20 protein-coding genes and 1 pseudogene are annotated in these 18813 nt (G+C 74.8%); 13 read left to right on the top strand and 8 right to left on the bottom strand.

Translation table 11 applies throughout. The features are described from left to right. Positions 1-15: 15 nt before the first annotated feature. Positions 16-1251 carry a cytochrome P450 family protein gene (locus K7I03_RS32145; protein ID WP_185945434.1) on the bottom strand — a complete coding sequence of 412 codons (1236 nt, stop codon included), beginning with the start codon at positions 1249-1251 and terminating at the stop codon, positions 16-18. Between the two features lie 125 nt (positions 1252-1376). Here K7I03_RS32145 and K7I03_RS32140 point away from each other — a divergent pair, with 125 nt between their 5' ends. Further along, complete coding sequence (locus tag K7I03_RS32140; RefSeq protein ID WP_185945435.1) at positions 1377-2144, top strand: 3-keto-5-aminohexanoate cleavage protein; 768 nt, start codon at positions 1377-1379, stop codon at positions 2142-2144. Positions 2145-2470: 326 nt separating this feature from the next. Here the strand turns inward: K7I03_RS32140 and K7I03_RS32135 are convergent, their stop codons facing one another. Together K7I03_RS32135 and K7I03_RS32130 are read right to left on the bottom strand one after the other, a co-directional pair. Continuing rightward, positions 2471-3706, bottom strand: a complete 1236-nt coding sequence (locus K7I03_RS32135) for a sensor histidine kinase (RefSeq protein ID WP_185945436.1) — start codon at positions 3704-3706, stop codon at positions 2471-2473. A 134-nt stretch (positions 3707-3840) separates the two neighbouring features. Beyond that, complete coding sequence (locus K7I03_RS32130) at positions 3841-4230, bottom strand: hypothetical protein (protein ID WP_224347323.1); 390 nt, start codon at positions 4228-4230, stop codon at positions 3841-3843. 71 nt (positions 4231-4301) lie between these two features. Between K7I03_RS32130 and K7I03_RS32125 the strand changes: the two genes are divergently transcribed. The 5 genes from K7I03_RS32125 to K7I03_RS32105 all read left to right on the top strand — a co-directional run bounded on the left by K7I03_RS32125 (position 4302) and on the right by K7I03_RS32105 (position 7152). Further along, positions 4302-4970 carry a TetR/AcrR family transcriptional regulator gene (locus tag K7I03_RS32125; protein ID WP_185945437.1) on the top strand — a complete coding sequence of 223 codons (669 nt, stop codon included), beginning with the start codon at positions 4302-4304 and terminating at the stop codon, positions 4968-4970. Between the two features lie 153 nt (positions 4971-5123). Then, the gene (locus tag K7I03_RS32120; RefSeq protein WP_185945438.1) at positions 5124-5435 is read left to right on the top strand and encodes a hypothetical protein; all 312 of its coding nucleotides are present in this window, start codon (positions 5124-5126) and stop codon (positions 5433-5435) included. Then, the gene (locus K7I03_RS32115; protein ID WP_185945439.1) at positions 5432-5842 is read left to right on the top strand and encodes a PIN domain-containing protein; all 411 of its coding nucleotides are present in this window, start codon (positions 5432-5434) and stop codon (positions 5840-5842) included. Before K7I03_RS32120 ends, K7I03_RS32115 begins: the two co-directional genes overlap by 4 nt. A 68-nt stretch (positions 5843-5910) precedes the next feature. Then, a complete protein-coding gene (locus tag K7I03_RS32110) occupies positions 5911-6324 on the top strand; it encodes a nuclear transport factor 2 family protein (RefSeq protein ID WP_185945440.1) in 414 nt (137 codons plus the stop codon). A gap of 114 nt (positions 6325-6438) precedes the next feature. Then, positions 6439-7152, top strand: a complete 714-nt coding sequence (locus tag K7I03_RS32105) for a B3/B4 domain-containing protein (protein ID WP_185945441.1) — start codon at positions 6439-6441, stop codon at positions 7150-7152. A 157-nt stretch (positions 7153-7309) separates the two neighbouring features. Here the strand turns inward: K7I03_RS32105 and K7I03_RS32100 are convergent, their stop codons facing one another. Next, a complete protein-coding gene (locus K7I03_RS32100; protein ID WP_185945442.1) occupies positions 7310-7756 on the bottom strand; it encodes a nitroreductase family deazaflavin-dependent oxidoreductase in 447 nt (148 codons plus the stop codon). Positions 7757-7963: 207 nt separating this feature from the next. Further along, positions 7964-9211, bottom strand: a complete 1248-nt coding sequence (locus K7I03_RS32095) for an MFS transporter (protein ID WP_398858359.1) — start codon at positions 9209-9211, stop codon at positions 7964-7966. A 163-nt stretch (positions 9212-9374) separates the two neighbouring features. Between K7I03_RS32095 and K7I03_RS32090 the strand changes: the two genes are divergently transcribed. Both K7I03_RS32090 and K7I03_RS32085 read left to right on the top strand, forming a co-directional pair. Continuing rightward, positions 9375-9752: an ArsR/SmtB family transcription factor gene (locus K7I03_RS32090; RefSeq protein WP_185945443.1), complete on the top strand. Its 378-nt coding sequence runs from the start codon at positions 9375-9377 to the stop codon at positions 9750-9752. Between the two features lie 103 nt (positions 9753-9855). After that, positions 9856-11331 (top strand): aminotransferase class I/II-fold pyridoxal phosphate-dependent enzyme, encoded by a 1476-nt coding sequence (locus K7I03_RS32085; RefSeq protein ID WP_185945444.1) that lies wholly within the window; start codon positions 9856-9858, stop codon positions 11329-11331. 162 nt (positions 11332-11493) lie between these two features. On the opposite strand, the gene K7I03_RS32080 is transcribed toward K7I03_RS32085, so the two are convergent. After that, complete coding sequence (locus K7I03_RS32080; protein ID WP_185945445.1) at positions 11494-11667, bottom strand: CsbD family protein; 174 nt, start codon at positions 11665-11667, stop codon at positions 11494-11496. 145 nt (positions 11668-11812) lie between these two features. On the opposite strand from K7I03_RS32080, the gene K7I03_RS32075 reads away from it, so the two are divergent. The 5 genes and pseudogenes from K7I03_RS32075 (at position 11813) to K7I03_RS32055 (ending at position 15766) form a co-directional block, all read left to right on the top strand. After that, positions 11813-12778 (top strand): LLM class F420-dependent oxidoreductase, encoded by a 966-nt coding sequence (locus K7I03_RS32075; RefSeq protein WP_185945446.1) that lies wholly within the window; start codon positions 11813-11815, stop codon positions 12776-12778. A gap of 98 nt (positions 12779-12876) precedes the next feature. Then, positions 12877-13513: pseudogene (locus K7I03_RS32070) on the top strand (HemK2/MTQ2 family protein methyltransferase). Continuing rightward, positions 13494-13766 carry a CDGSH iron-sulfur domain-containing protein gene (locus K7I03_RS32065; RefSeq protein ID WP_185945447.1) on the top strand — a complete coding sequence of 91 codons (273 nt, stop codon included), beginning with the start codon at positions 13494-13496 and terminating at the stop codon, positions 13764-13766. Before K7I03_RS32070 ends, K7I03_RS32065 begins: the two are co-directional and overlap by 20 nt. Positions 13767-13825: 59 nt before the next feature. After that, entirely contained in the window at positions 13826-14890 is a 1065-nt protein-coding gene (locus K7I03_RS32060) for an iron-containing redox enzyme family protein (protein ID WP_185945448.1), read from the top strand. A 177-nt stretch (positions 14891-15067) separates the two neighbouring features. Then, positions 15068-15766, top strand: a complete 699-nt coding sequence (locus tag K7I03_RS32055; RefSeq protein WP_185945449.1) for a DUF6875 domain-containing protein — start codon at positions 15068-15070, stop codon at positions 15764-15766. A gap of 20 nt (positions 15767-15786) precedes the next feature. Here K7I03_RS32055 and K7I03_RS32050 read toward each other — a convergent pair whose 3' ends face one another. Together K7I03_RS32050 and K7I03_RS32045 are read right to left on the bottom strand one after the other, a co-directional pair. Then, on the bottom strand, positions 15787-16443 hold the full coding sequence (locus tag K7I03_RS32050; protein WP_185945450.1) for an HhH-GDP family DNA glycosylase: 657 nt from the start codon (positions 16441-16443) through the stop codon (positions 15787-15789). Between the two features lie 17 nt (positions 16444-16460). Continuing rightward, entirely contained in the window at positions 16461-18581 is a 2121-nt protein-coding gene (locus tag K7I03_RS32045) for a catalase (RefSeq protein ID WP_185945451.1), read from the bottom strand. Positions 18582-18813 lie beyond the last annotated feature (232 nt).

Below are 18813 nucleotides of genomic sequence, written 5' to 3'. Positions count from 1 at the left end.
CCGCCCAGTGAGCCATCACCGGGACACGGGCAGCTCCCGCGGCCCCCGCACCAACAGTCCCGGCCGGTAGGGCAGAAGCGCCGGGTCGGCGGCGAGCCGCAGCCCCGGCAGCGCCTCGAAGAGCAGTGGCAGGGCGACCGTCGCCTCCAGCCGCGCCAGCCGGGCGCCGAGGCAGAAGTGCGGGCCGTGGCCGAACGCGGCGTGGGCGCCGGCCCGTTCGGGGCCGGGCAGATACCGGCTCGGACGGAAGGCGTCCGGCTCGGGGAAGCGGGCGGGGTCGCGGCCGGCGGCGGCGAGGACGACGAGGACGGAGGCTCCGGCGGGTATGACCGCCCCTCCGCCGAGGTCCACCTCTTCGGTCGTCCGCCGCCAGGTGGTCCCCTCCAGCGGGCTGGCGTGCCGCAGGACCTCCTCGGTCACGGCGTCCCAGTACCGCCCGGCGGTGTCCCGCCGGGCGGCCGCGAGCTCGTCGGGATGGGTGAGCAGCAGCAGGGTGGCGGAGGCGAGGAGGTTCATGGTCGTCTCGTAACCCGCGAACAGCAACAGGAAGGCCATGGCGAGGAGTTCGCGGTCCGCCAGACCACCCTCCCGGGCGTCGTGCACCAGGGAGCTGAAGAGGTCGTCGCCGGGTGTGCGCCGCTTGTCGGCGATGAGTGCGGTGAAGTACGCGTGGAGGGCGGTCCAGGCGTCGTCCACCGCGCCGGGGGCGAGCGCGTCGGCGGGCGATCCGACGCGGTACGTCCATGTGCGCAGGTCGGCGCGGTCGGCCTCGGGGACGCCGAGCACCTCGCCGATGACGAGGACGGGCAGCGGGAAGGCGAACGCGTCGACGAGGTCCGCGGTGCCGTCCCGCTCCAGCCGGGCCGCGAGGTCCCCGGCCAGCCCGGTGGCCAGCCGTGCGATGCGCGGCCGGAGGGCGTCGACGCGGCGCGGGGTGAAAGCGGCGGTGGTCAGTCTGCGGAGCCTGGTGTGGTCGGGGGCGTCGGAGTTGAGCATGTGCCGGGCGAGACATGCCTGGGCGCGGCGCGCGGGCGAGTCGGGCCGGGGACGGCCGGCGGCCTTCGGGGGCACGTTGGAGAAGCGGGGGTCGGCCAGGACGGCCCGGGCCTCCCGGTAGCCGGTGACCAGCCAGGCGTGCGTGCCGTTGGCGAGTTCCACGCGCGCCGCGGGGCCGCGGGCGCGCAGCCGGGCGTAGTACGGATAGGGGTCGCGCGCGAAGGCGGGGTCCGCCGGGTTCAGGAGATCGGCCACCCGCTCATCCTCACCGACGGACGGGCCCGGGCACCGGTGCGGCAAGAGTCAGGGCGGACGAGCCAGCCCTGTGGGATCCCTACAACAAGACGGCCGTTGTCAGACCCTGCTGCCATGCTGTCGTCATGATCCTGCAAGCGTGTCTCAACGGTCCCCGCGCCCGGCGGGAGCACCCGGGTCTGCCCGTCACCCCCGCCGAACTGGCGGAGGCGGCGCGGGAAGCGGTCGCCGCCGGGGCGGTGGATCTCCATGTACATCCGAAGGACGCCACAGGCGCCGACACCCTCGACCCCGCGGCCGTCGCGGACACCGTGTCGCGGGTACGGGCCGCGGTGCCGGGGGTCCCGATCGGGGTCACCACCGGCGCGTGGGCGGTGCCCGACCCGCGGATACGCGCCGAACTGGTGCGCTCGTGGACCATCCTGCCGGACCACGCGTCCGTCAACTGGCACGAAGACGGCGCCGATCTGGTCGCCGCCGCCCTGACCGAGCGCGGCGTCGCCGTCGAGGCGGGCCTGTTCTCCGGCACGGACGCGGTGACCCGCTTCCGCACCTCCCCCTTCGCGGGCGCGGCGCTGCGCATCCTGGCCGAGGTCATGGACACCGGCCCGGACGCCGCCGAGGCGACGGCCGGTGCCCTGCTGGACGAACTCGGCACCAACCTCCCCGCCCCCGTGCTCCTCCACGGCCAGGACGGCGGCGCCTGGCCCGTCCTCCGGCTGGCCCTGCGCCGGGGCCTGTCGGCCCGCGTCGGACTGGAGGACGTCCTCCACCTCCCGGACGGCTCTCCGGCCACCGGGAACGCGGCGCTCGTACGGGCGGCAGCGGCGCTGCGGGTTCCGGCGGCGGGGCGGGGCTCAGGGAGCTCAGGGGTTGGGGAGCCCAAGGGTTAGGGAGCTCAGGGGTTAGGGAGCTCAGGGTTCGGGGGCTCGTGGGAACAGCGGAATGGGAATCACCGGTAGCGGCTAACGCAGGGCCGGTCCGGAGGAAGTCGGCGAGGCGGTCCACGCCTGGACGACGGCCGCGCCTGCGCCGGGGTGGCCGGTCGCGGCGCCGACGGTGAACGGTACGGCGAGCGCGACCCCGGCGGTGGCACCGTCCGCGTAGCGCGGCCGGCCCTCGGGCCGAAGAAGACCGGGCCGAAGAAGACCGGGCCGGAGGAGACCGGACCGCAGAACCCCGGACCAGAGGAGGCGGGACGCACCGGTGCGCCGTCCGGTCATGGAGCTGTGGCCGGGACGGCGGGCGGCGGGGGCCCGGGCGCCGCCGTGGGCAGCCGGACCTCGATCGTCGTGCCGGCGCCGGGCGCACTGTCCGCCGTGAACCGCCCGCCCGCGCTCTCGACCCGTACGTAGTGGCTGGCCAGGCCGATGTGCCCGGCGCGCAGCCGGTCCTGGACGATGCCCGGGTCGAAGCCGACGCCGTTGTCGCGGACGGTCAGCACGGTCTCGTCGCCCTCGGTGGACAGGGTCAGCCACACGTCGTCGGCCCGCGCGTGCTTGACGATGTTGCGGAGGAGTTCCCGGGCGGTGGAGTAGAGCAGGGCCTCGTGGCCGACGCGGCCGGGCAGCCGTACGTCGTAGTGGATGCGGAAGCCGCCGCGCCGTGCGAACCGCTCCCCCGCGGCCTCCAGCGCGGCGCCCAGCCCGGCGGCGGCGAGGATCTGCGGATGGAGGTTGAAGATGATCTCCCGCATCTCGCGGACGGTGCGCCGCACTTCGCCCTGGGCCCGGTCGAGGGCGGCGCGGGCCGCGGGGTCGGTGACGGCTCCCTCGGCCTCCTCCAGGTCGTGGAGGGCGGCGAGCAGCGTCTGCACCGCGCCGTCGTGCAGGGCGTCGGCGACCCGGGACCGTTCGCGGGTCTCGGCGGCGAGCGCGTCGTCGAGCAGCAGCTCGCGCGTGTCGAGGAGTTCGGCCACCCGCCGGCTGCGCCGGGCCAGCAGGACGGCGATGAGCACCGAGGCGCCGACCGTCCACAGCAGGTACGCCTCGTCGACGACGATGTCCCAGGAGTCCGCCGCCGGGTGCGTCAGGGCGTGCGGCAGGGACATCGCGGCGTAGCAGACCACGCAGACGGCGCCGAAGACGGCCGTGACCTTCGGCATCTGCCACAGGACGGTGGCGGTGGACCAGAGGAAGTAGGCGTAGCGGACCGGGGAGTCGGGGCCGCCGGAGACCGCGGCGAGGGCCGTGATCAACGCGAGGTCCACGACGAGGGCGCCGGCGGCGCCGCGCACGTCGGCCACCGGGCGGCGCCGGATCCACAGCATCCGTCCGACGGCCCAGAGCAGGTAGGCGACGAGCAGACCGTCGAACCAGTGCCGGTACGAGACGTCGGGCGGCCGGCGGCCCGCCATGAACAGGGGGACGGTCATGGCGAGCCGGATCCAGGCCACGCGGCGGGAGGCGAGCGCCGTGGTGCCGCCCAGCCGTTCCTCCCGGTGGTGGGTGGTCATCGGGGACCGCCGCCCGGGCGGTTCAGCCGGGAACACCCGGGTGATCCGCCTCCGTCCCGTCCTGTCCGGTGTCGCACGGTTCCGACCCTAGACGGGCTCCCCCGCCCGCGCCCGGCGGCGCCGGGCAGGGGCCGTCAGGACACGATCGGCCGCATGGGGGCGGCGCACGCCAGCAGCGCCGCGAACACGAGTGGTGCCGCCGCCTGGTAGCCGAGCCATATCTCGCCCCCGGCGGTGCCGCCCCGCCAGGCCACCAGCAGGGCGGCGAGCGTCGCCAGTGCCCAGCCGCCGTCGTAGGCGATCATCAGCCGCAGGTAGCCGGGCAGCGGACGGCGGCGTACGTACGCCAGCTCGGCGCCCCCGCCGGCCAGCAGCACGACGCCGGAGGCGACCGGCAGCCAGGACGGCGTGCCGAGGGGGCCGTCGAGCCATGAGGCACCGACGACGAAGGCGGCGCCGAGCACCACCTTGAACACACCGTCACCGACGACCCCTGCCCACATCCGGGTCTCACTCCGCGCCATGAGCGCTCCTCTCGTCGCCTTGCCCGTCCCACGTCAGTTTTCCATAATCTGATTATGAGGATAATGAAGTTATGAGGAAGACGAGAGCCGAGGCCAAGGAACACAACCGCCGCGCCCTGCTGGACGCCACGTTCGAGGCCGTCTCCCGGGACGGGTACCGCGCCCGGCTCGACGAGATCGCCGAGCGGGCCGGCCTGACCACCGGCGCGGTGTACTCGCTGTTCGGCAGCAAGAGCGGCCTGATGACCGCCATGCTCACCGAGCGCCTGGAGCCCCACTACGAGGAGATCGCACGCGCGGTCCCCGACGGCGCGGACCTGCTGGAAGCGGTCGACGCCTTCGCCCGGTACTACCGGCGCGGCTGCGACGCCCCCGACGCGCGGGCGGCCATGGCGCTGCAGATCACCCTGCTGGACATGGCCGTGCACGACCCCGAGCTGGGCGCCCGGTTCGCCGCGACGGTCCGGGAGCAGGAGGGCCGGCTGGTCGCGGTGTTCACCGGGCGGCCGCACCGCGGGAGCGTCGTGACGCCGCGTCAGGCCCGTCGGCTGACCACCGCGCTCCGCGGCCTGTTCATAGGCCTCAGCCAGGGCGTCGTCCTGGGCCTCGCTCCCCACGCCGACGAGCGGTACTTCGCCGACGCGGCCCGCGCGCTGGTGTCGGGCGCGACCCTCGTCGAGGACGAGGACGGAGGCGAGGACGAGGGCACGGCCGGCGGCGACGCCCCCGCGTCCCCGTGACCGCCCGACCGCCCCCACCGGCGCGCGCGACGCGGAGCGTCAACCCCCGCGCGCACGGCGCGCGTTGTGCGGACTGGGGCCCGGACCCCGGCGCGCGCCGCCGCGTCGCCCGACGGGCGGTGCGCCCGGGGGCGGCTCCCGTAGTATTCGACCATGGGCGACGAGCAGACCCCCGACTTCGAGCGGATCAGCATCACGGTCCCCCGCGAGCTGGCCGAGCAGTTGCGCGGTATGAAGGACGCGAACGTCATCGAGTCCGTGTCCGCCTTCGTGACGAGAACGCTGGCCGGCCAGATCGACCGCGACCGCCGGCACCGCGAGACCGAGGAGCGGCTGCGGCAGGACTTCGGCCTGGACGAGGAGTACATCGCCCTGGCCCGACAGTGGGCGGACGACGCGACCGGCCGCCGCACCCGGCTGCCCCTCGACCAGTACATCGCCACCCGCCGGAGCAGCGCCGCGTGACGGCCGACGCGGTGACGGGCGTCGTCCTCGACGCCGGTTTCCTCTCCGACCTGGCCACCGACCGCAGGATCGAGCACGAGGTCCTCACCGACCGGTGGAGCTGGCACGCCGTCTCGGTCAACGTGCCGCAGACGGAGCTCGTCCTCGCCGAGCGCGAGAAGCCCGGCCGCGCCCGGACGGCGCTGGAACTGCTGCTGGCCCGCTGCGGCCCCTCGGTGCTCATCCGGCCGCTGGACCTGACGGCCGTCGAGGCCGCCGGGACGATGATGCGGCGGTACGCGCTCGACGACATCGCCCTCGCGCACACGGCCGCCGTCGCGGTGCCCTCCGGGTGGACGGTCTTCACCACGGCCCCCGAGCGCTACCGGCCGCTCGGCGACGCCGTCGACGTCTTCGGCCTCACCTGACACCGCCGGTCCCGGCCCCCCTGCGGGCGGCCTTCCGCGCCCACGGCCGCGGTCCTACCCTGACGGCCATGACGGCCACCCCGCGCCACCCCGACGTCGAGACCGCCGTCCGCTACCACGCGGCGGTGGGCCGCCGGGCCACCGCCGAGGAACTGGCGCTCTTCTTCCACCCGGACGTCGTCCAGCACGAGTTCCCCAACACCCTGGCCCCCGACGGCGCTGTCCGCGACCTGCTCGGGATCCTGGAGGCGGCGGAGCGGGGCCGCGCGGTGCTGAGCGATCAGGCGTTCGACGTCGTCGAGGCGGTCGCGTCCGGTGGCACGGTCGCCCTGGAAGTCCGCTGGCGCGGCACGCTCGCCGTACCGCTGGGCCCGCTGCCCGCCGGGCACGAGCTGCGGGCACGCCTCGCCGTGTTCCTGGAGTTCCGCGACGGCAGGATCGCCGCGCAGCGCAACTACGACTGCCTCGACCGCCCCGCATAGGACGTAGGAGGGACCGGCGGCGGAGCCATCCGTGCCGCGCCGGGAGGAGACCGATTCCCTTGCGGTGCATCGTATGGCACTCTTGAGTGCATTCCAGTGAACTCAAGGAGACGCATGTCCGCCGCCGACCTCAAGAGCCTGCTCGAGACCGCCGCCGTCGACCGGGCGGTGCACGCGCTGCGGCCCGACTACCGGGCCCTCCTCGTCGCCGCCGAGGGCCTCCGGCCCGGGCCGAGTGACGCCAGGAGCGAGCGGCTGCTGGCGGCGGCCGAGGAGACCGCCCGCCGCCGCTTCGGGACCGCCCCGCCCGAGGAGCACCCGCACCTGGCCGCCTGGCGCGAGGCGTTCCGCGCGTTCGGCGCCAAGCCGCAGCGGATCAGGCCGAGCGCCGAGGCCCTGCTCCGCCGCGTCCCGGCGGGCCTGCCGCGCGTGGACCGGCTCACCGACGTCTACAACGCGGTCTCCGTCGCCCACGTCCTCCCGCTCGGCGGCGAGGACCTCGACCACTACGCCGGCGCGCCCCGGCTGGTCCGGGCCACCGGCGACGAGCCGTTCGAGACCACGGCGGGCGGGGAGCCCGTCGTCGAGCACTGCCCGCCCGGCGAGGTGGTCTGGCGGGACGACGAGGGCGTCACCTGCCGACGCTGGAACTGGCGCCAGTGCACGCGCACCCGGCTCACCGGCACCACCACCCGGGCCCTGTTCGTCCTCGACGCGCTCGGGCCGATGAGCGACGCGGAACTCACCACGGCCGGGGACGCCCTGGCCGAGGCCCTGACGGAGACCAGCCCGGGGGCGGTGCTGGAGTCCCGGCTACTGACCGGCTGAGAGCCGGAATCCCGGGCCGGGAAGGGACGGCCGGGCGCGCGCTGGGGTCGGCCGCGCCCGGCGGGCGCGGTGGCCGGTGTGCCGCGCGGCGGACGCGAGCCGTGGAGGCCAAGGCCGGCCGCGGCCGCAGAGCCGTACACCCCGCGCCCGCGCCCGCTCAGTGCCCCTCGGGCGCCCGCTCCAGGACGAAGACCGGGATCTCCCGGTCGGTCTTCTTCTGGTAGTCCGCGTAGTCGGGGTACGCCGCCACCGCGCGCTCCCACCAGCGGGCCTTCTCCTCGCCGTCGACCTCACGGGCCGTCATGTCCTGCCGCAGCGGGCCGTCCTGGAGCTCCGCCCGGGGGTCGGCCTTGAGGTTGTGGTACCAGACCGGGTGCTTGGGGGCGCCGCCCAGCGAGGCGACGACGGCGTACCGGCCCTCGTGCTCGACCCGCATCACGGGTGTCTTGCGGAGCTTCCCGCTCTTCGCCCCGCGCGTGGTGAGGATGACGACGGGCAGGTCGCGCAGCGTCGTCCCCTCGGTCCCGCCGGAGCTCTCGTACAGCTCCACCTGGTCCCTGACCCACTGCTCGGGGCTCGGTTCGTACTCGCCTTCCAGCGGCATGTCCGCTGCCTTTCTCTCGGTACTTCCGGTTCTTCCGGTTCTCTCGGTTCTTACGGTGCTTCCGTCTCGGTCCGTGCCCTCCGGCCCGTACGGGCTCAGGCATACCCGTGGCGCACGGGAGTTCACGCCCGCCCGCCACCGCCTCGGAACAAGCGCGTGGGACCGGGAAGCATTCCCGGCCCCGCGCCCGCCCGGCCTTCCGCGGCGTCAGACGGACTCGGCGGCGCGGCCCCGGCGGGCCAGGACGGTCAGTCCTCCGGCCGCGGCCGCCACCGCGAGGACCGTCGCGAAGACCGTCGCCCCGGCCGGCAGCCCGACCGCGTCGCTGAGGAAGCCGGCGGCGACCGGCAGGGTGCCCGCCGGCACGTAACCGCCCACGTTCATCGCGGCGTTCGCCTCGGCGAGCCGCCGGGCCGGGACGCCGGCGTTGAGCAGGGAGAGCCCGCCGAGCTGCCCCAGGCCCTGGCCGGCGCCGGCGAGCAGCGCGGCGGCGGCCAGGAGGACGGCCGAGGAGAGGCGCACCGCGCCGACGAGGGCCGCCATGGCGAGGACGGTGCTCACGGCGCCGGCGAGCAGGACGGTTTCGGGGCGCAGCCGGCGGACGGCGAACTGGACGCCGGTGGCGGCGAGGAACATCGCGAAGGCCATGGCGCCGGCGACCACCCGGTTGGTGGTGCCGAGGAGGCCGGAGAGCAGGGACGGGCCGAGGGAGAGGACGAACGAGGTGGCGGTGATGCCGGGGGCGAAGACGGCGATGCCCCGCAGCAGGTCGCCGCCCCGGCCGCGCGGCACGCCCGGCACCCGGATCCAGGAGCCGCCGCTGCCAGCGGCCGGGCGCGGGAGGGGCATCCGCAGGACGACGGCCAGGGCGAGGACGAGGAGGACGGCCTCGACGCCGAAGACGGTGGCGATGGGGGCGGGGAGGGTCTCGGAGAGGACGCCGGCCAGCAGCGGTCCGAGGCCCGCGCCGAGCACCATGGCGGTGGAGGCGAGCAGCGCCGCCTGCCGTGTGCGCGCGGGGCCGGCGACGTCGGAGACGGCCGCCATGCCGGCGGAGACGACCGCGCCGACGGCGATCCCGGTGAGCAGCCGGGCGGCCATCAGGGCCGCGACGGAGGAGGCGGTGGCGAAGATCCCGCAGGCGACGAGGGCGAGGAGCACCGCCGGGACGAGGACGGGCCGCCGGCCGATCCGGTCGGAGAGGACGCCCGAGACGAGGAGCGAGCCGATCAGGCCCGCGATGTAGCAGGCGAAGACGAGGGTCAGGGTGCCGCGGGAGAAGCCGATGTCCCGCTGCCACAGCGCGTAGAGCGGCGTGGCGGCGTTGGACAGAACGAACACGGCCGTCACGGGCCAGGCGGCGAGCCACAGCCACCGGCCGGGGGCGGTGCCCGGGGTGGCGGCCGTCTGGCGGGCGGGTCGTGTGGCCACGGGGGCGAGCCGGATGTCCGTCACCGGAGCTCCTTTTCGGCGGTCGGGGCGCGCCGGGGCAGGCCGGCGCGCCGTCGGCGGCGCCCGGAGGCACCGCTGTACGAGTTATTTCGAACTTAGCACGTAGTACGATCAAACTCGTACAGCAAGCGTCCGGTCGTTCGAGCCCGTGGAAACGAGGAAGCCGATGCCCACCTCCCGCCCCACCCGCGTCTTCACCCTCCCCCCGGAGCCGGCCGGCGCGCCGGCCCCGCTGCCCGAGCCCGACGTGGCGGACCTGCGACTGGAGACCGTCCTCGGCGCGCTGAGCGATCCGCTGCGGCTGCGCGTCGTCCGCAAACTGCTGCTGGAGTCCGAGGCGTTCGACCACCCGTGCGGCTGGTTCGGCCTCGACCGGCCCAAGTCCTCGCTGACCCACCACTTCAAGGCGTTGCGCGAGGCCGGTGTGACCCGGCAGCGCCAGTACGGGCTGGAGCGGCGCAGCCAGGTGCGGGTGGCGGACCTGGAGGCCCGGTTCCCCGGGCTGCTCGCACTGGTGGCCGACTGGACGCCTCCGTCCGGGTGACCCCGGCGGCCGCGCCGGGCCGGTCGTCCGGCCGGGCCGGGTTTCCCGCGCGGGCATCGGGTCACACGCCTGGCGAACGTCACCGGCCGTCCGGAGGGAACCGATGGACCACACACAGGCACCTGTCCTGGAAGCACTCGCCGCCTATCACGAGGCGGGCCGGCTGCCGTTCACCCCGCCCGGCCACAAACAGGCCAGGGGCGCCGATCCGGCCGCCCGCCGGGAGCTGGGCGACGCCGTGTTCCGCGCGGACGTCCTGGCCACCGGCGGCCTGGACGACCGGCGGACCAGCGGGCGGGTCCTGGAGCGGGCGGAAGCCCTGATGGCCGAGGCGGTCCACGCCGAGCACACGTTCTTCACCACCTGCGGCAGCTCGCTGTCGGTCAAGGCGGCGATGCTGGCCGTCGCCAGCCCGCACGAGGAGCTGCTGGTCGGCCGGGACGCGCACAAGTCGGTGGTCGCCGGGCTGATCCTGGCCGGCATCCGCCCGGTGTGGGTCGAACCGCAGTGGGACGCGCAGCGGTACCTCGCCCATCCGCCGTCCGCCGCCGCGTTCGAACGGGCCTTCGCGGCGCATCCGGACGCGCGCGGCGCGCTGGTCACCAGCCCGACCCCGTACGGGTCCTGCGCGGACCTGGAGGGCATCGCCGAGGTCTGCCACCGGCGCGGGCGCCCGCTCATCGTGGACGAGGCGTGGGGCGCCCACCTGCCGTTCCACCCCGACCTGCCGGCGTGGGCCATGGACGCCGGCGCGGACGTGTGCGTGACCAGCATCCACAAGATGGGCAGCGGCCTGGAGCAGGGGTCGGTGTTCCACCTCCAGGGCGACCTCATCGACCCGGCGGCGCTGAAGTCCCGCGCCGACCTGCTGGGCACCACGAGCCCGTCCGTCCTGATCCTGGCCGGGATCGACGGCTGGCGGCGGCAGATGATGCTGCACGGCCGCGAACTGCTCGACCACGCCCTGGAACGGGCGGCGTCGGTGCGCAAGCGGATCGAGCGGATCGACGGGCTGCACGTGAACGACCGGGCCGACTTCACCGGGTCCGGACTGGCGGCGGACCTGGACCCGCTGCCCGTGATCATCGACATGGCGGAGCTCGGCACCACCGGCTACCGGGCGGCGGACTGGCTCCGCGACAAGCACCGCATCGACCTGCACCTCGTCGACCACCGGCGGATCAGCGCCCAGCTCACCCACGCCGACGACGAGGAAACCGTCCGGACCCTGCTCGGCGCGCTGCGCGACCTGTCCGAGCGGGCGTCCGGACTGCGTCCCGCGCCCGCCGTCGCCGTACCGTCGCCGCGCGAACTGCGCATGGAACAGGTCCTGCCGCCCCGCGACGCCTACTTCGGGCCCGTCGAGGACGTCCCCCACGACCGGGCCGAGGGGCGGATCGCCGCCGAGATGCTGACCCCGTATCCGCCGGGCATCCCCGCGGCCCTGCCCGGCGAACGCCTCACCGGGCCCGTGCTGGAGTACCTGCGCACCGGGATCGAGGCGGGGATGAACCTGCCGGACGCGGCCGACCCCGAGCTGCGGACGGTCCGGGTGGCGCGGGAGACGGACGGTTCCTGACCGGCCCCGGCTCAGTCCGGCGATCGGCCCCGCCTCCCGTCCGGCGACCGGCCCCGGCTCCAGGCCGGCCCGCCGCGCGCGAAGGTCCCGGACGACGGGCGTCCGGGACCTCGGTGACGATGCTCGCCGCGGGGCGGGCGGCGGTCCGCCGCCGCCCCTTGATCACTTCTTCAGGGTGCGCCGTACGTCCTCCGCCGTCTCGCGAATGTCTCCCTTGGCCCTCTCGGTGCGGCCCTCGGCCTGCGTCCGCCGGTCGCCGGCCGCGCGTCCGGTGGCCTCCTTCACCCGGCCCTTGACCTGCTCGGCCTTGGCCTTGGCCTTGTGCTTGGCGCTCATCGCGCGCCTTCCTTTCAGAACCGTGACGCCCCCCTCACCGCCGAGTGTCGCGCGCCGTCCCACCCCGCGCACGTCCCGTACGGCCGAACGGATCGGGGCCGGCACCCCGGGTTTCCCCCGGGCCGCTCAGGGCACTCGGGGGTGCATGGTGCACATCGGCTACACAATGATGACCGAGCAGGCCGGGCCACGGGAGCTGGTCGAGCACGTGGTGGGCGCCGAGAAGGCGGGCTTCGACTTCTCCGTCACCTCCGACCACTTCTTCCCCTGGCTCGCCTCCCAGGGCCACGCCCCGAACGCCTGGGCCGTCCTGGGCGCCGCGGCGCAGGCGACCTCGCGGATTCCGCTGATGACGTACGTGACGTGTCCGACGACGCGCTACCACCCGGTCGTCGTGGCCCAGCAGGCGGCGACGGTGCAGCTGCTGTCCGAGGGCCGGTTCCGGCTGGGGCTGGGGTCGGGCGAGAACCTCAACGAACACGTGGTGGGCGGCGGCTGGCCGTCGGCGGACGTCCGGCTGGAGATGCTGGAGGAGGCCACCGGGATCATCCGGGCCCTCTTCGAGGGCCGCACCCTGACCCACCACGGCCCGCACTACGACGTCGAGCACGCCAAACTCTGGGACCTGCCGGAGACCGCCCCGCCGATCGGCATCGCGGTGTCCGGCGAGCGCTCGTGCCGGCTGGCCGGGCACCTGGCCGACCTGGTCATCGCCACCGAGCCGAAGAAGGAGCTGCTGGACGCCTTCGACCGGCACGGCGGCACCGGGAAGCCGCGCGTGGGGCAGCTGCCCGTCTGCTACGACACCGACCGGGACGCGGCGATCGAGCGGGCCCACGACCAGTTCCGCTGGTTCGGCCTCGGCTGGCAGGTCAACTCCGAGCTGCGGGACGACCGCGGGTTCACCGCCGCGACCCAGTTCGTGACCAAGGACGACATCGCGGAGAGCATCGCCTGCGGGTCGAAGGTGGAGGACTTCGTCGAGGCGGTCCGGCCGTACGCCGAGGCGGGGTTCGAGGAAATCGCGCTGGTCCAGATCGGCGGCGGCCACCAGGAGCCCTTCCTGAAGTGGTCGGCCGGCGAACTGCTGCCCGCGCTGCGGGAACTGTGACGGCCCCGGAAGGCACGTCCGTCGTGCGCGGCACCCCGGAGCCCGCCGCCGGAACGGCACGGACGCGCCGGATACGGCGGCTGGTCAGCCCGCCCGGGGTGTACGCGCCGCAGGACGACTCGTTCCTGCTGGCCGAGGCGCTCGAACGGGAGCCGCTGCCCGCCGGCGCGCGGGTACTCGACGTCGGGACCGGCACCGGCGCCCTGGCCATCACGGCGGCCCGCCGGGGGCGCGGCGTCCGGGTGACGGCCGTCGACGCCTCGCTCCGGGCCGTGCTCACGGCCCGGCTGAACGCCCTGCTCGCCGGGTGCCGCGTCGAGGTGCGGCGAGGTGACCTGCTCGCCCCGGTCGCGGACCGGCGCTTCGACCTCGTCCTCGCCAACCCCCCGTACGTCCCCTCCCCCGACGGCACGTTCCCCGGGCGCGGCCCGGCGCGCGCCTGGGAGGCGGGGGGACGACGGACGGGCGGTGCTCGACCAGCTGTGCGCGGAGGCGCCGCCGTCGCTGCGGCCGGCCGGGGTGCTGCTGCTGGTGCAGTCGGCGCTGAGCGGCGAGGACCGGACGCTGGAGCTGCTGCGGCGGGCCGGGATGGAGGCCGAGGTGGCGGACCGCAGGGCCGTGCCGTTCGGGCCGGTGCTGCGCGCCCGCGCGGGCTGGCTGCGGGAGCGCGGGCTGCTGGCGGCGGGGCAGGACAAGGAGGAGCTGGTGGTGATCCGTGGCCGGTACATCCCCTGACGCGGCGCGGCGACCGGCGGAGGAAGCGCGGGAGCGGCCCGGAACCGACGGCCCGGCGCCGAAGCCCGCCCGCCGCGTCTCCCGCGAGCCGAACGGCCCGTTCCTCGTCGAGGGGCCGGTGGAGGTGGTCATGGAGGACGGTTCGGTCGTGCGCTCGGACCGTCCGGTGGTGGCCCTCTGCACCTGCCGGCGCAGCGCGGAGTTCCCGTGGTGCGACACCAGCCACCGCCGCCGTCGCAGGCCCCCGGCGTGACGGGCCCGGCGCCGGGTAACCGTTCCACCCGCGAACCCCGCGGACCTGGGAGGCTCACGATGCACTGTCCGGCCGCGCGCGGCGAACTGTCCGGCGCGCTCCTGGAACTGTTCGGCCGCGACCCGGGCGACGGCCGGGACCCGCTGCCCGGCGCGCCCGCCGTGGCCGCGGCCGACCCCTACGGGGAGGATGTCCAACTGGCCCTCCACCTCTGCTACGAGCTGCACTACCGCGGCCTGCCGGGCGTGTCCGACGCCTGGGAGTGGGACCCGCGCGCGCTGCGGCTGCGGGCCGTGCTGGAGAGCGCCTTCCTGGCCGCGCTGCGGGCCGACGCGCCGATCGGGGAGGGCGTGGACGCCGTGCTGGAGGAGCTGGTCACGGAGCCGCCGGACGGCGAGGCGGACGGCGCCTCGTACTTCCTGCGCGACCACGGCACGCGGGAGCAGCTGCGCGAGTACGCGGTGCACCGCTCGGTCTACCAGCTCAAGGAGGCCGACCCGCACGCCTGGGCCATCCCCCGGCTCACGGGCACGGCCAAGGCCGGCCTGGTGGCGGTGGAGTACGACGAGTTCGGCGCCGGCCGGGCGGACCGGGTGCACGCGAAGCTGTACGCGGACCTGATGCGGGACCTGGGCCTGGACGACACCTACGGCCGCTACGTCGACGCCGTGCCCGCGGCCACCCTGGCGACCGGCAACCTGATGTCGCTCTTCGGCCTGCACCGGGCGCTGCGCGGCTGTCTGGTGGGCCACTTCGCGACGCTGGAGTGCACCTCGCCGCCCGGCTCGCGGCGGTTGGTCCAGGCGATGGAGCGGCTGGGGGCCGGCCCCGCCGCCGTCCGCTTCTACGCCGAGCACGTGTCGGCCGACGCGGTGCACGAGCAGCTGGTGCGGCGCGACGTGGTGGGCGGGCTGCTCCGGGAGGAACCGGCGCTGGCGGCGGACGTGGAGTTCGGCGTCACCGCCACCCAGTGGGTGGAGGGGCGGTTCGAGCGCCGGGTCCTGGAGGCGTGGCGCGCGGGCCGGTCGTCGCTGCGGCGCCCGTTGGACGATGAGGGGGAGCAGGCGGGGGCGGTCGGTGCCGGAGCGGGCCCGGGGCGGCCGGGCGACGCCGCGGGGCTCTGACGGGCCGGCGCCTCCGGAATTCGGGAATCCACTGTTCCCCTCTCTCCTGTTCATGGTCATTCGGACCCGTTTCGGAGGGGCTGTCGTCCGGATTTCACTTTTTTACCTTCCGATGGCCGGACCCGCTGTGTACGGTCGGTGCCGTCCGCCGAGGGGGGCGCCATGGCGTTTCACCCTGTGGTGATCACCCCCTGGGTCCTTTTCCCGGAGAGGTTTGGAACATTGTCCGAATTAGCTGATGAGTCCGGCGGTCCGATACCGGGACACGCGGCGGCGGCGCGGGACTGGCTGCACGACTACGTGTGCCGTCCGGACGCGCGGCTCGCCCGGGAGGGCGCGGTCTGCCCGTTCGTTCCGCCTTCGATGGAGGCCGGCACCCTGCGGTTCGAGGTCTGGCCGGTGACGGCTTCCCCGGCGGGTCTCGACGCGCTGATAGCCCGCATGCTGGAGGTGTTCGACGCCACCCGGTGGGCGCACCGCAACCGCACGCTGCACGCCCTTCTGGTGGTCCTCGACGGCCTTCCCGGCGACGCCGGGAGCCTGGCCGCGCTGGACGCGGCACAGGCCCGCGCGAAACCGGGCATCGTGGAAAAAGGGCTGATGATCAGCCAGTTCCATCCGCTCTGCGACGAGTCCGCCGCCCGGAATCCCGAATTCAAAGCGCTCCGCGCACCGGTGCCGATGCTCGCCCTCCGCCACATGGCTTTGCACGACATCGTATTCCTGAATACCGACGCCAGGTGGTTCTCCGAATACGAGAGCAGGTTCGGCGTCCGTTACGACCGCGGCTCGGTGCAGGACCCTCTTTTCCGGGAGGTGTTCGCCCGGGCCCGGGAGCGGTTCTCCCCGCCCGCGCCGGTTCCCGGGGCCCGCTGATCACTGCCGTCCGACGGGCCTCACTCCCCCGCCCGCCGCCGCACGTCCTCCACCACGTCCCGGTCCAGGGCGGCGCGGACGAGGGCGGCGGCCAGCGCCGGGGTGCGCTCCGGGTCGACCAGGCGGGCCAGGGGTCCGGGCCGGTCCGGGAGGCCGAGCCGGGCGGCGCCCTGGAGGGCCTTGTCGTCGAGGTACGGCAGGAGTTCGGGCCAGACGCCCTGAACCTCGCGGAGGAAGATGCTCGCCCCGGCGGGGCCCAGGCCGGGGATCTCCTGGAGGATCTCCGGGAGGCGGCCGGGGTCGCCGTCGGCGGCGGCGCGCATCCGGCGGACGTCGCCGCCGTACCGGTCGAGCAGCAGTTCGGCGCCGTCGCCGAGCTGGGTCGCGGTGCGCTCGTCGTAGCGGCGGTAGCCGCCCGCGCCGAGCGCGTCGACGCGCCGCTGCCAGGTCGCGCCGGCCATCCGGCGCGGGTCCTTCAGGCCCGCGTCGGCCAGGCTGCGGGCGGTGGCCACGGCGACCGACGCCCGGATGCGGGCGCTGAGCAGGCAGGCCAGGACGAGGAGGCGGTACAGCGGCTGCGGGGTGTCCCGCAGCCGGATGCCCGCCTCCTCGGCGTAGGTGCGGCCGTGCGCGTCGAGCAGGGCCCGTACCGTGCGCCGGTCGTCGGCGGCGTTCACCGTGCCTTGCCCCGCCGTCAGTTGAGCAGGCCGGGGCGGCGCGGGAAGCGGTGCAGGGCGATCGCGGCGGCGAAGGCGTCGGCGACGTCCTCCACGGAGGCGGTGCCATTGCCGGCGAACACACCGTAGGAGGGCGCCGATTCGCCGAGGACGACCTCCTCGGGCAGCCGGGCCGCCGTCAGCAGCCGCGTCCCCTCGCCGAAGACCGCGAGCGGCTTGCCGTGCCGGTACGCCTCCTCGACAAACCGTACGGCCGCGGGGTCGGCGGCCAGCACCGACACCGCCTGGGCCCCGCCGGGCACGAGGACCGCGTCGTAGAGGACGGACGCCATGGTGGGCATCGCCCGGTCCACGTCGAGGACTTCGCCCCCGGCGCCCCGCACCGAGCCGTCGCGGGCCGCCAGCACCTCGACGATCGCCCCCTGCGCGACGAGCCTGCCGCGGGCGGCGGCCACCTGCCCGGCGTCCGTCCCGTCCGCCACCAGCACGGCGACCTTGCGGGTGCGGATGCCCTCGCCCATGAGGTTCTCCTGGCTCAGGGCGGGGGACGCGGCGGTGGAGACGCCCGCGTCGGGCGCCGGCGCGGGCAGGCCCAGGCCGTCGGCCACCAGGGCGGCCAGGTCGCCGTTGACGTGGGCCAGGTTCCCCACCATGCGCTCGCGCACCTCGACGGACATGACCTTGCCCAGCTCGAAGCGGAACGCCTCGACGATGTGCCGCTTCTCCCAGTCGGCCATGCTGTTCCAGAACAGCGCCGCCTGGCTGTAGTGGTCCTGGAAGCTCTCGCTGCGGACCCGGATCTTCTCGCCGTCCACCCGTTCGGCGTAGTGCCGGAAGACGCCCGCGCCGCCGCCCGCGCCCGCGTGCGCCGGGCAGCCGCCGCCGAGGGAGTTGGGGAAGTAGTTGGTGCCGGGGTGGATGACCTGCTGGCCGAAGCCGTCGCGGTGGTTGTGGTGGACGTCGGCGATCGGCCGGTTGACGGGCAGCTGGCTGAAGTTGGGGCCGCCGAGCCGGATCAGCTGGGTGTCCAGGTAGGAGAAGTTCCGGCCCTGGAGCAGCGGGTCGTTGGTGAAATCGATGCCGGGCACGACGTTCGCCGTGTGGAAGGCGACCTGCTCGGTCTCGGCGAAGAAGTTCTGCGGGTTCCGGTTGAGCACCAAGCGCCCGATCGGGCGGACCGGCACCTGCTCCTCCGGGATGATCTTCGTGGCGTCTAGGAGGTCGAAGTCGAAGTCGAACTCGTTCTCCTCCGGAACCAGCTGGACGCCCAGCTCCCACTCCGGGTACTCACCGGCCTCGATGGACTCCCAGAGGTCCCGGCGGTTGAAGTCGGGGTCGCGGCCCGCGATGATCTGCGTCTCGTCCCACACCAGGGAGTGCACGCCCAGCTTGGGCTTCCAGTGGAACTTCACGAACGTGCCCCGCCCGTCCGCCGTGACGAAGCGGAACGTGTGCACGCCGAAGCCCTGCATCATCCGGTAGCTGCGCGGGATGGCCCGGTCCGACATCAGCCACATCAGCATGTGGGTGGACTCGGGCTGGAGCGAGCAGAAGTCCCAGAACGTGTCGTGGGCCGAGGCGCCGGTCGGGATCTCGTTGTGCGGCTCCATCTTCACCGCGTGCACGAAGTCCGGGAACTTGATGGCGTCCTGGATGAAAAAGACCGGCATGTTGTTGCCGACCAGGTCGTAATTGCCCTCGCGGGTGTAGAACTTGGTGGCGAACCCACGGACGTCCCGCACGGTGTCGGCGGACCCGCGCGGCCCCTGGACCGTGGAGAAGCGGACGAAGACGGGCGTCCGGCGGCCGGCCTCGGCGAGGAAGTCGGCGCAGGTGTACTCGCTCAGCGACTGGTACGGCTCGAAGTAGCCGTAGGCGCCGGCGCCCCGGGCGTGCACCACGCGTTCCGGGATGCGCTCGTGGTCGAAGTGGGTGATCTTCTCCCGGTTGTGGAAGTCCTCCAGCAGCGTCGGCCCGCGCCGGCCGGCCCGCAGCGCGTTGTCGGTGTCGTCGACGCGCACGCCCTGGTCGGTGGTGAGCGCGTCGTGCGCGGGAGCGGCGCGGAACCGTTCCAGCTGCTGGTCCTTGGCGTCCTGCGCGGCCGGGTCGATGCCCCGGCCGGACTCGTGAGCGGGCACGCGCGTACGTCCTTCCTGGTCGATGCCTCATCGCGGCGGCCGCCGGCCGGGCCGTCCCGCGTGCCGCGGTTCCCGGCGCCGGCGCGACCGCCCCGGAGGGCCGGCGTCCGTACGGCGCCGATCGCCTCCTCAGGCTCACCCGCCTGCCCCGGGCGGGCAAGCCGAAACGGGCGGGACGGGCGGTGCCGCCGGGCCCGGGTTGCCCCAGGTGGCCCAACCGCCGGGGCTGTGC

Origin of the sequence: Streptomyces mobaraensis, assembly GCF_020099395.1 — a bacterium.
Lineage (GTDB): Bacteria > Actinomycetota > Actinomycetes > Streptomycetales > Streptomycetaceae > Streptomyces.
The sequence above is the reverse complement of the archived record's forward strand: the minus strand, read 5'-3'. Positions and strand labels throughout refer to the sequence as shown.

What these genes read in the sequence shown, in the direction of transcription:
- K7I03_RS32140 (WP_185945435.1), top strand. Translation starts at nt 1,377, where the DNA reads ATGATCCTGCAAGCGTGTCTCAACGGTCCCCGCGCCCGGCGGGAGCAC.
- K7I03_RS32135 (WP_185945436.1), bottom strand. Translation starts at nt 3,706, where the DNA reads ATGACCACCCACCACCGGGAGGAACGGCTGGGCGGCACCACGGCGCTC.
- K7I03_RS32130 (WP_224347323.1), bottom strand. Translation starts at nt 4,230, where the DNA reads ATGGCGCGGAGTGAGACCCGGATGTGGGCAGGGGTCGTCGGTGACGGT.
- K7I03_RS32125 (WP_185945437.1), top strand. Translation starts at nt 4,302, where the DNA reads ATGAGGAAGACGAGAGCCGAGGCCAAGGAACACAACCGCCGCGCCCTG.
- K7I03_RS32120 (WP_185945438.1), top strand. Translation starts at nt 5,124, where the DNA reads ATGGGCGACGAGCAGACCCCCGACTTCGAGCGGATCAGCATCACGGTC.
- K7I03_RS32110 (WP_185945440.1), top strand. Translation starts at nt 5,911, where the DNA reads ATGACGGCCACCCCGCGCCACCCCGACGTCGAGACCGCCGTCCGCTAC.
- K7I03_RS32105 (WP_185945441.1), top strand. Translation starts at nt 6,439, where the DNA reads ATGTCCGCCGCCGACCTCAAGAGCCTGCTCGAGACCGCCGCCGTCGAC.
- K7I03_RS32100 (WP_185945442.1), bottom strand. Translation starts at nt 7,756, where the DNA reads ATGCCGCTGGAAGGCGAGTACGAACCGAGCCCCGAGCAGTGGGTCAGG.
- K7I03_RS32090 (WP_185945443.1), top strand. Translation starts at nt 9,375, where the DNA reads ATGCCCACCTCCCGCCCCACCCGCGTCTTCACCCTCCCCCCGGAGCCG.
- K7I03_RS32085 (WP_185945444.1), top strand. Translation starts at nt 9,856, where the DNA reads ATGGACCACACACAGGCACCTGTCCTGGAAGCACTCGCCGCCTATCAC.
- K7I03_RS32080 (WP_185945445.1), bottom strand. Translation starts at nt 11,667, where the DNA reads ATGAGCGCCAAGCACAAGGCCAAGGCCAAGGCCGAGCAGGTCAAGGGC.
- K7I03_RS32075 (WP_185945446.1), top strand. Translation starts at nt 11,813, where the DNA reads ATGGTGCACATCGGCTACACAATGATGACCGAGCAGGCCGGGCCACGG.
- K7I03_RS32060 (WP_185945448.1), top strand. Translation starts at nt 13,826, where the DNA reads ATGCACTGTCCGGCCGCGCGCGGCGAACTGTCCGGCGCGCTCCTGGAA.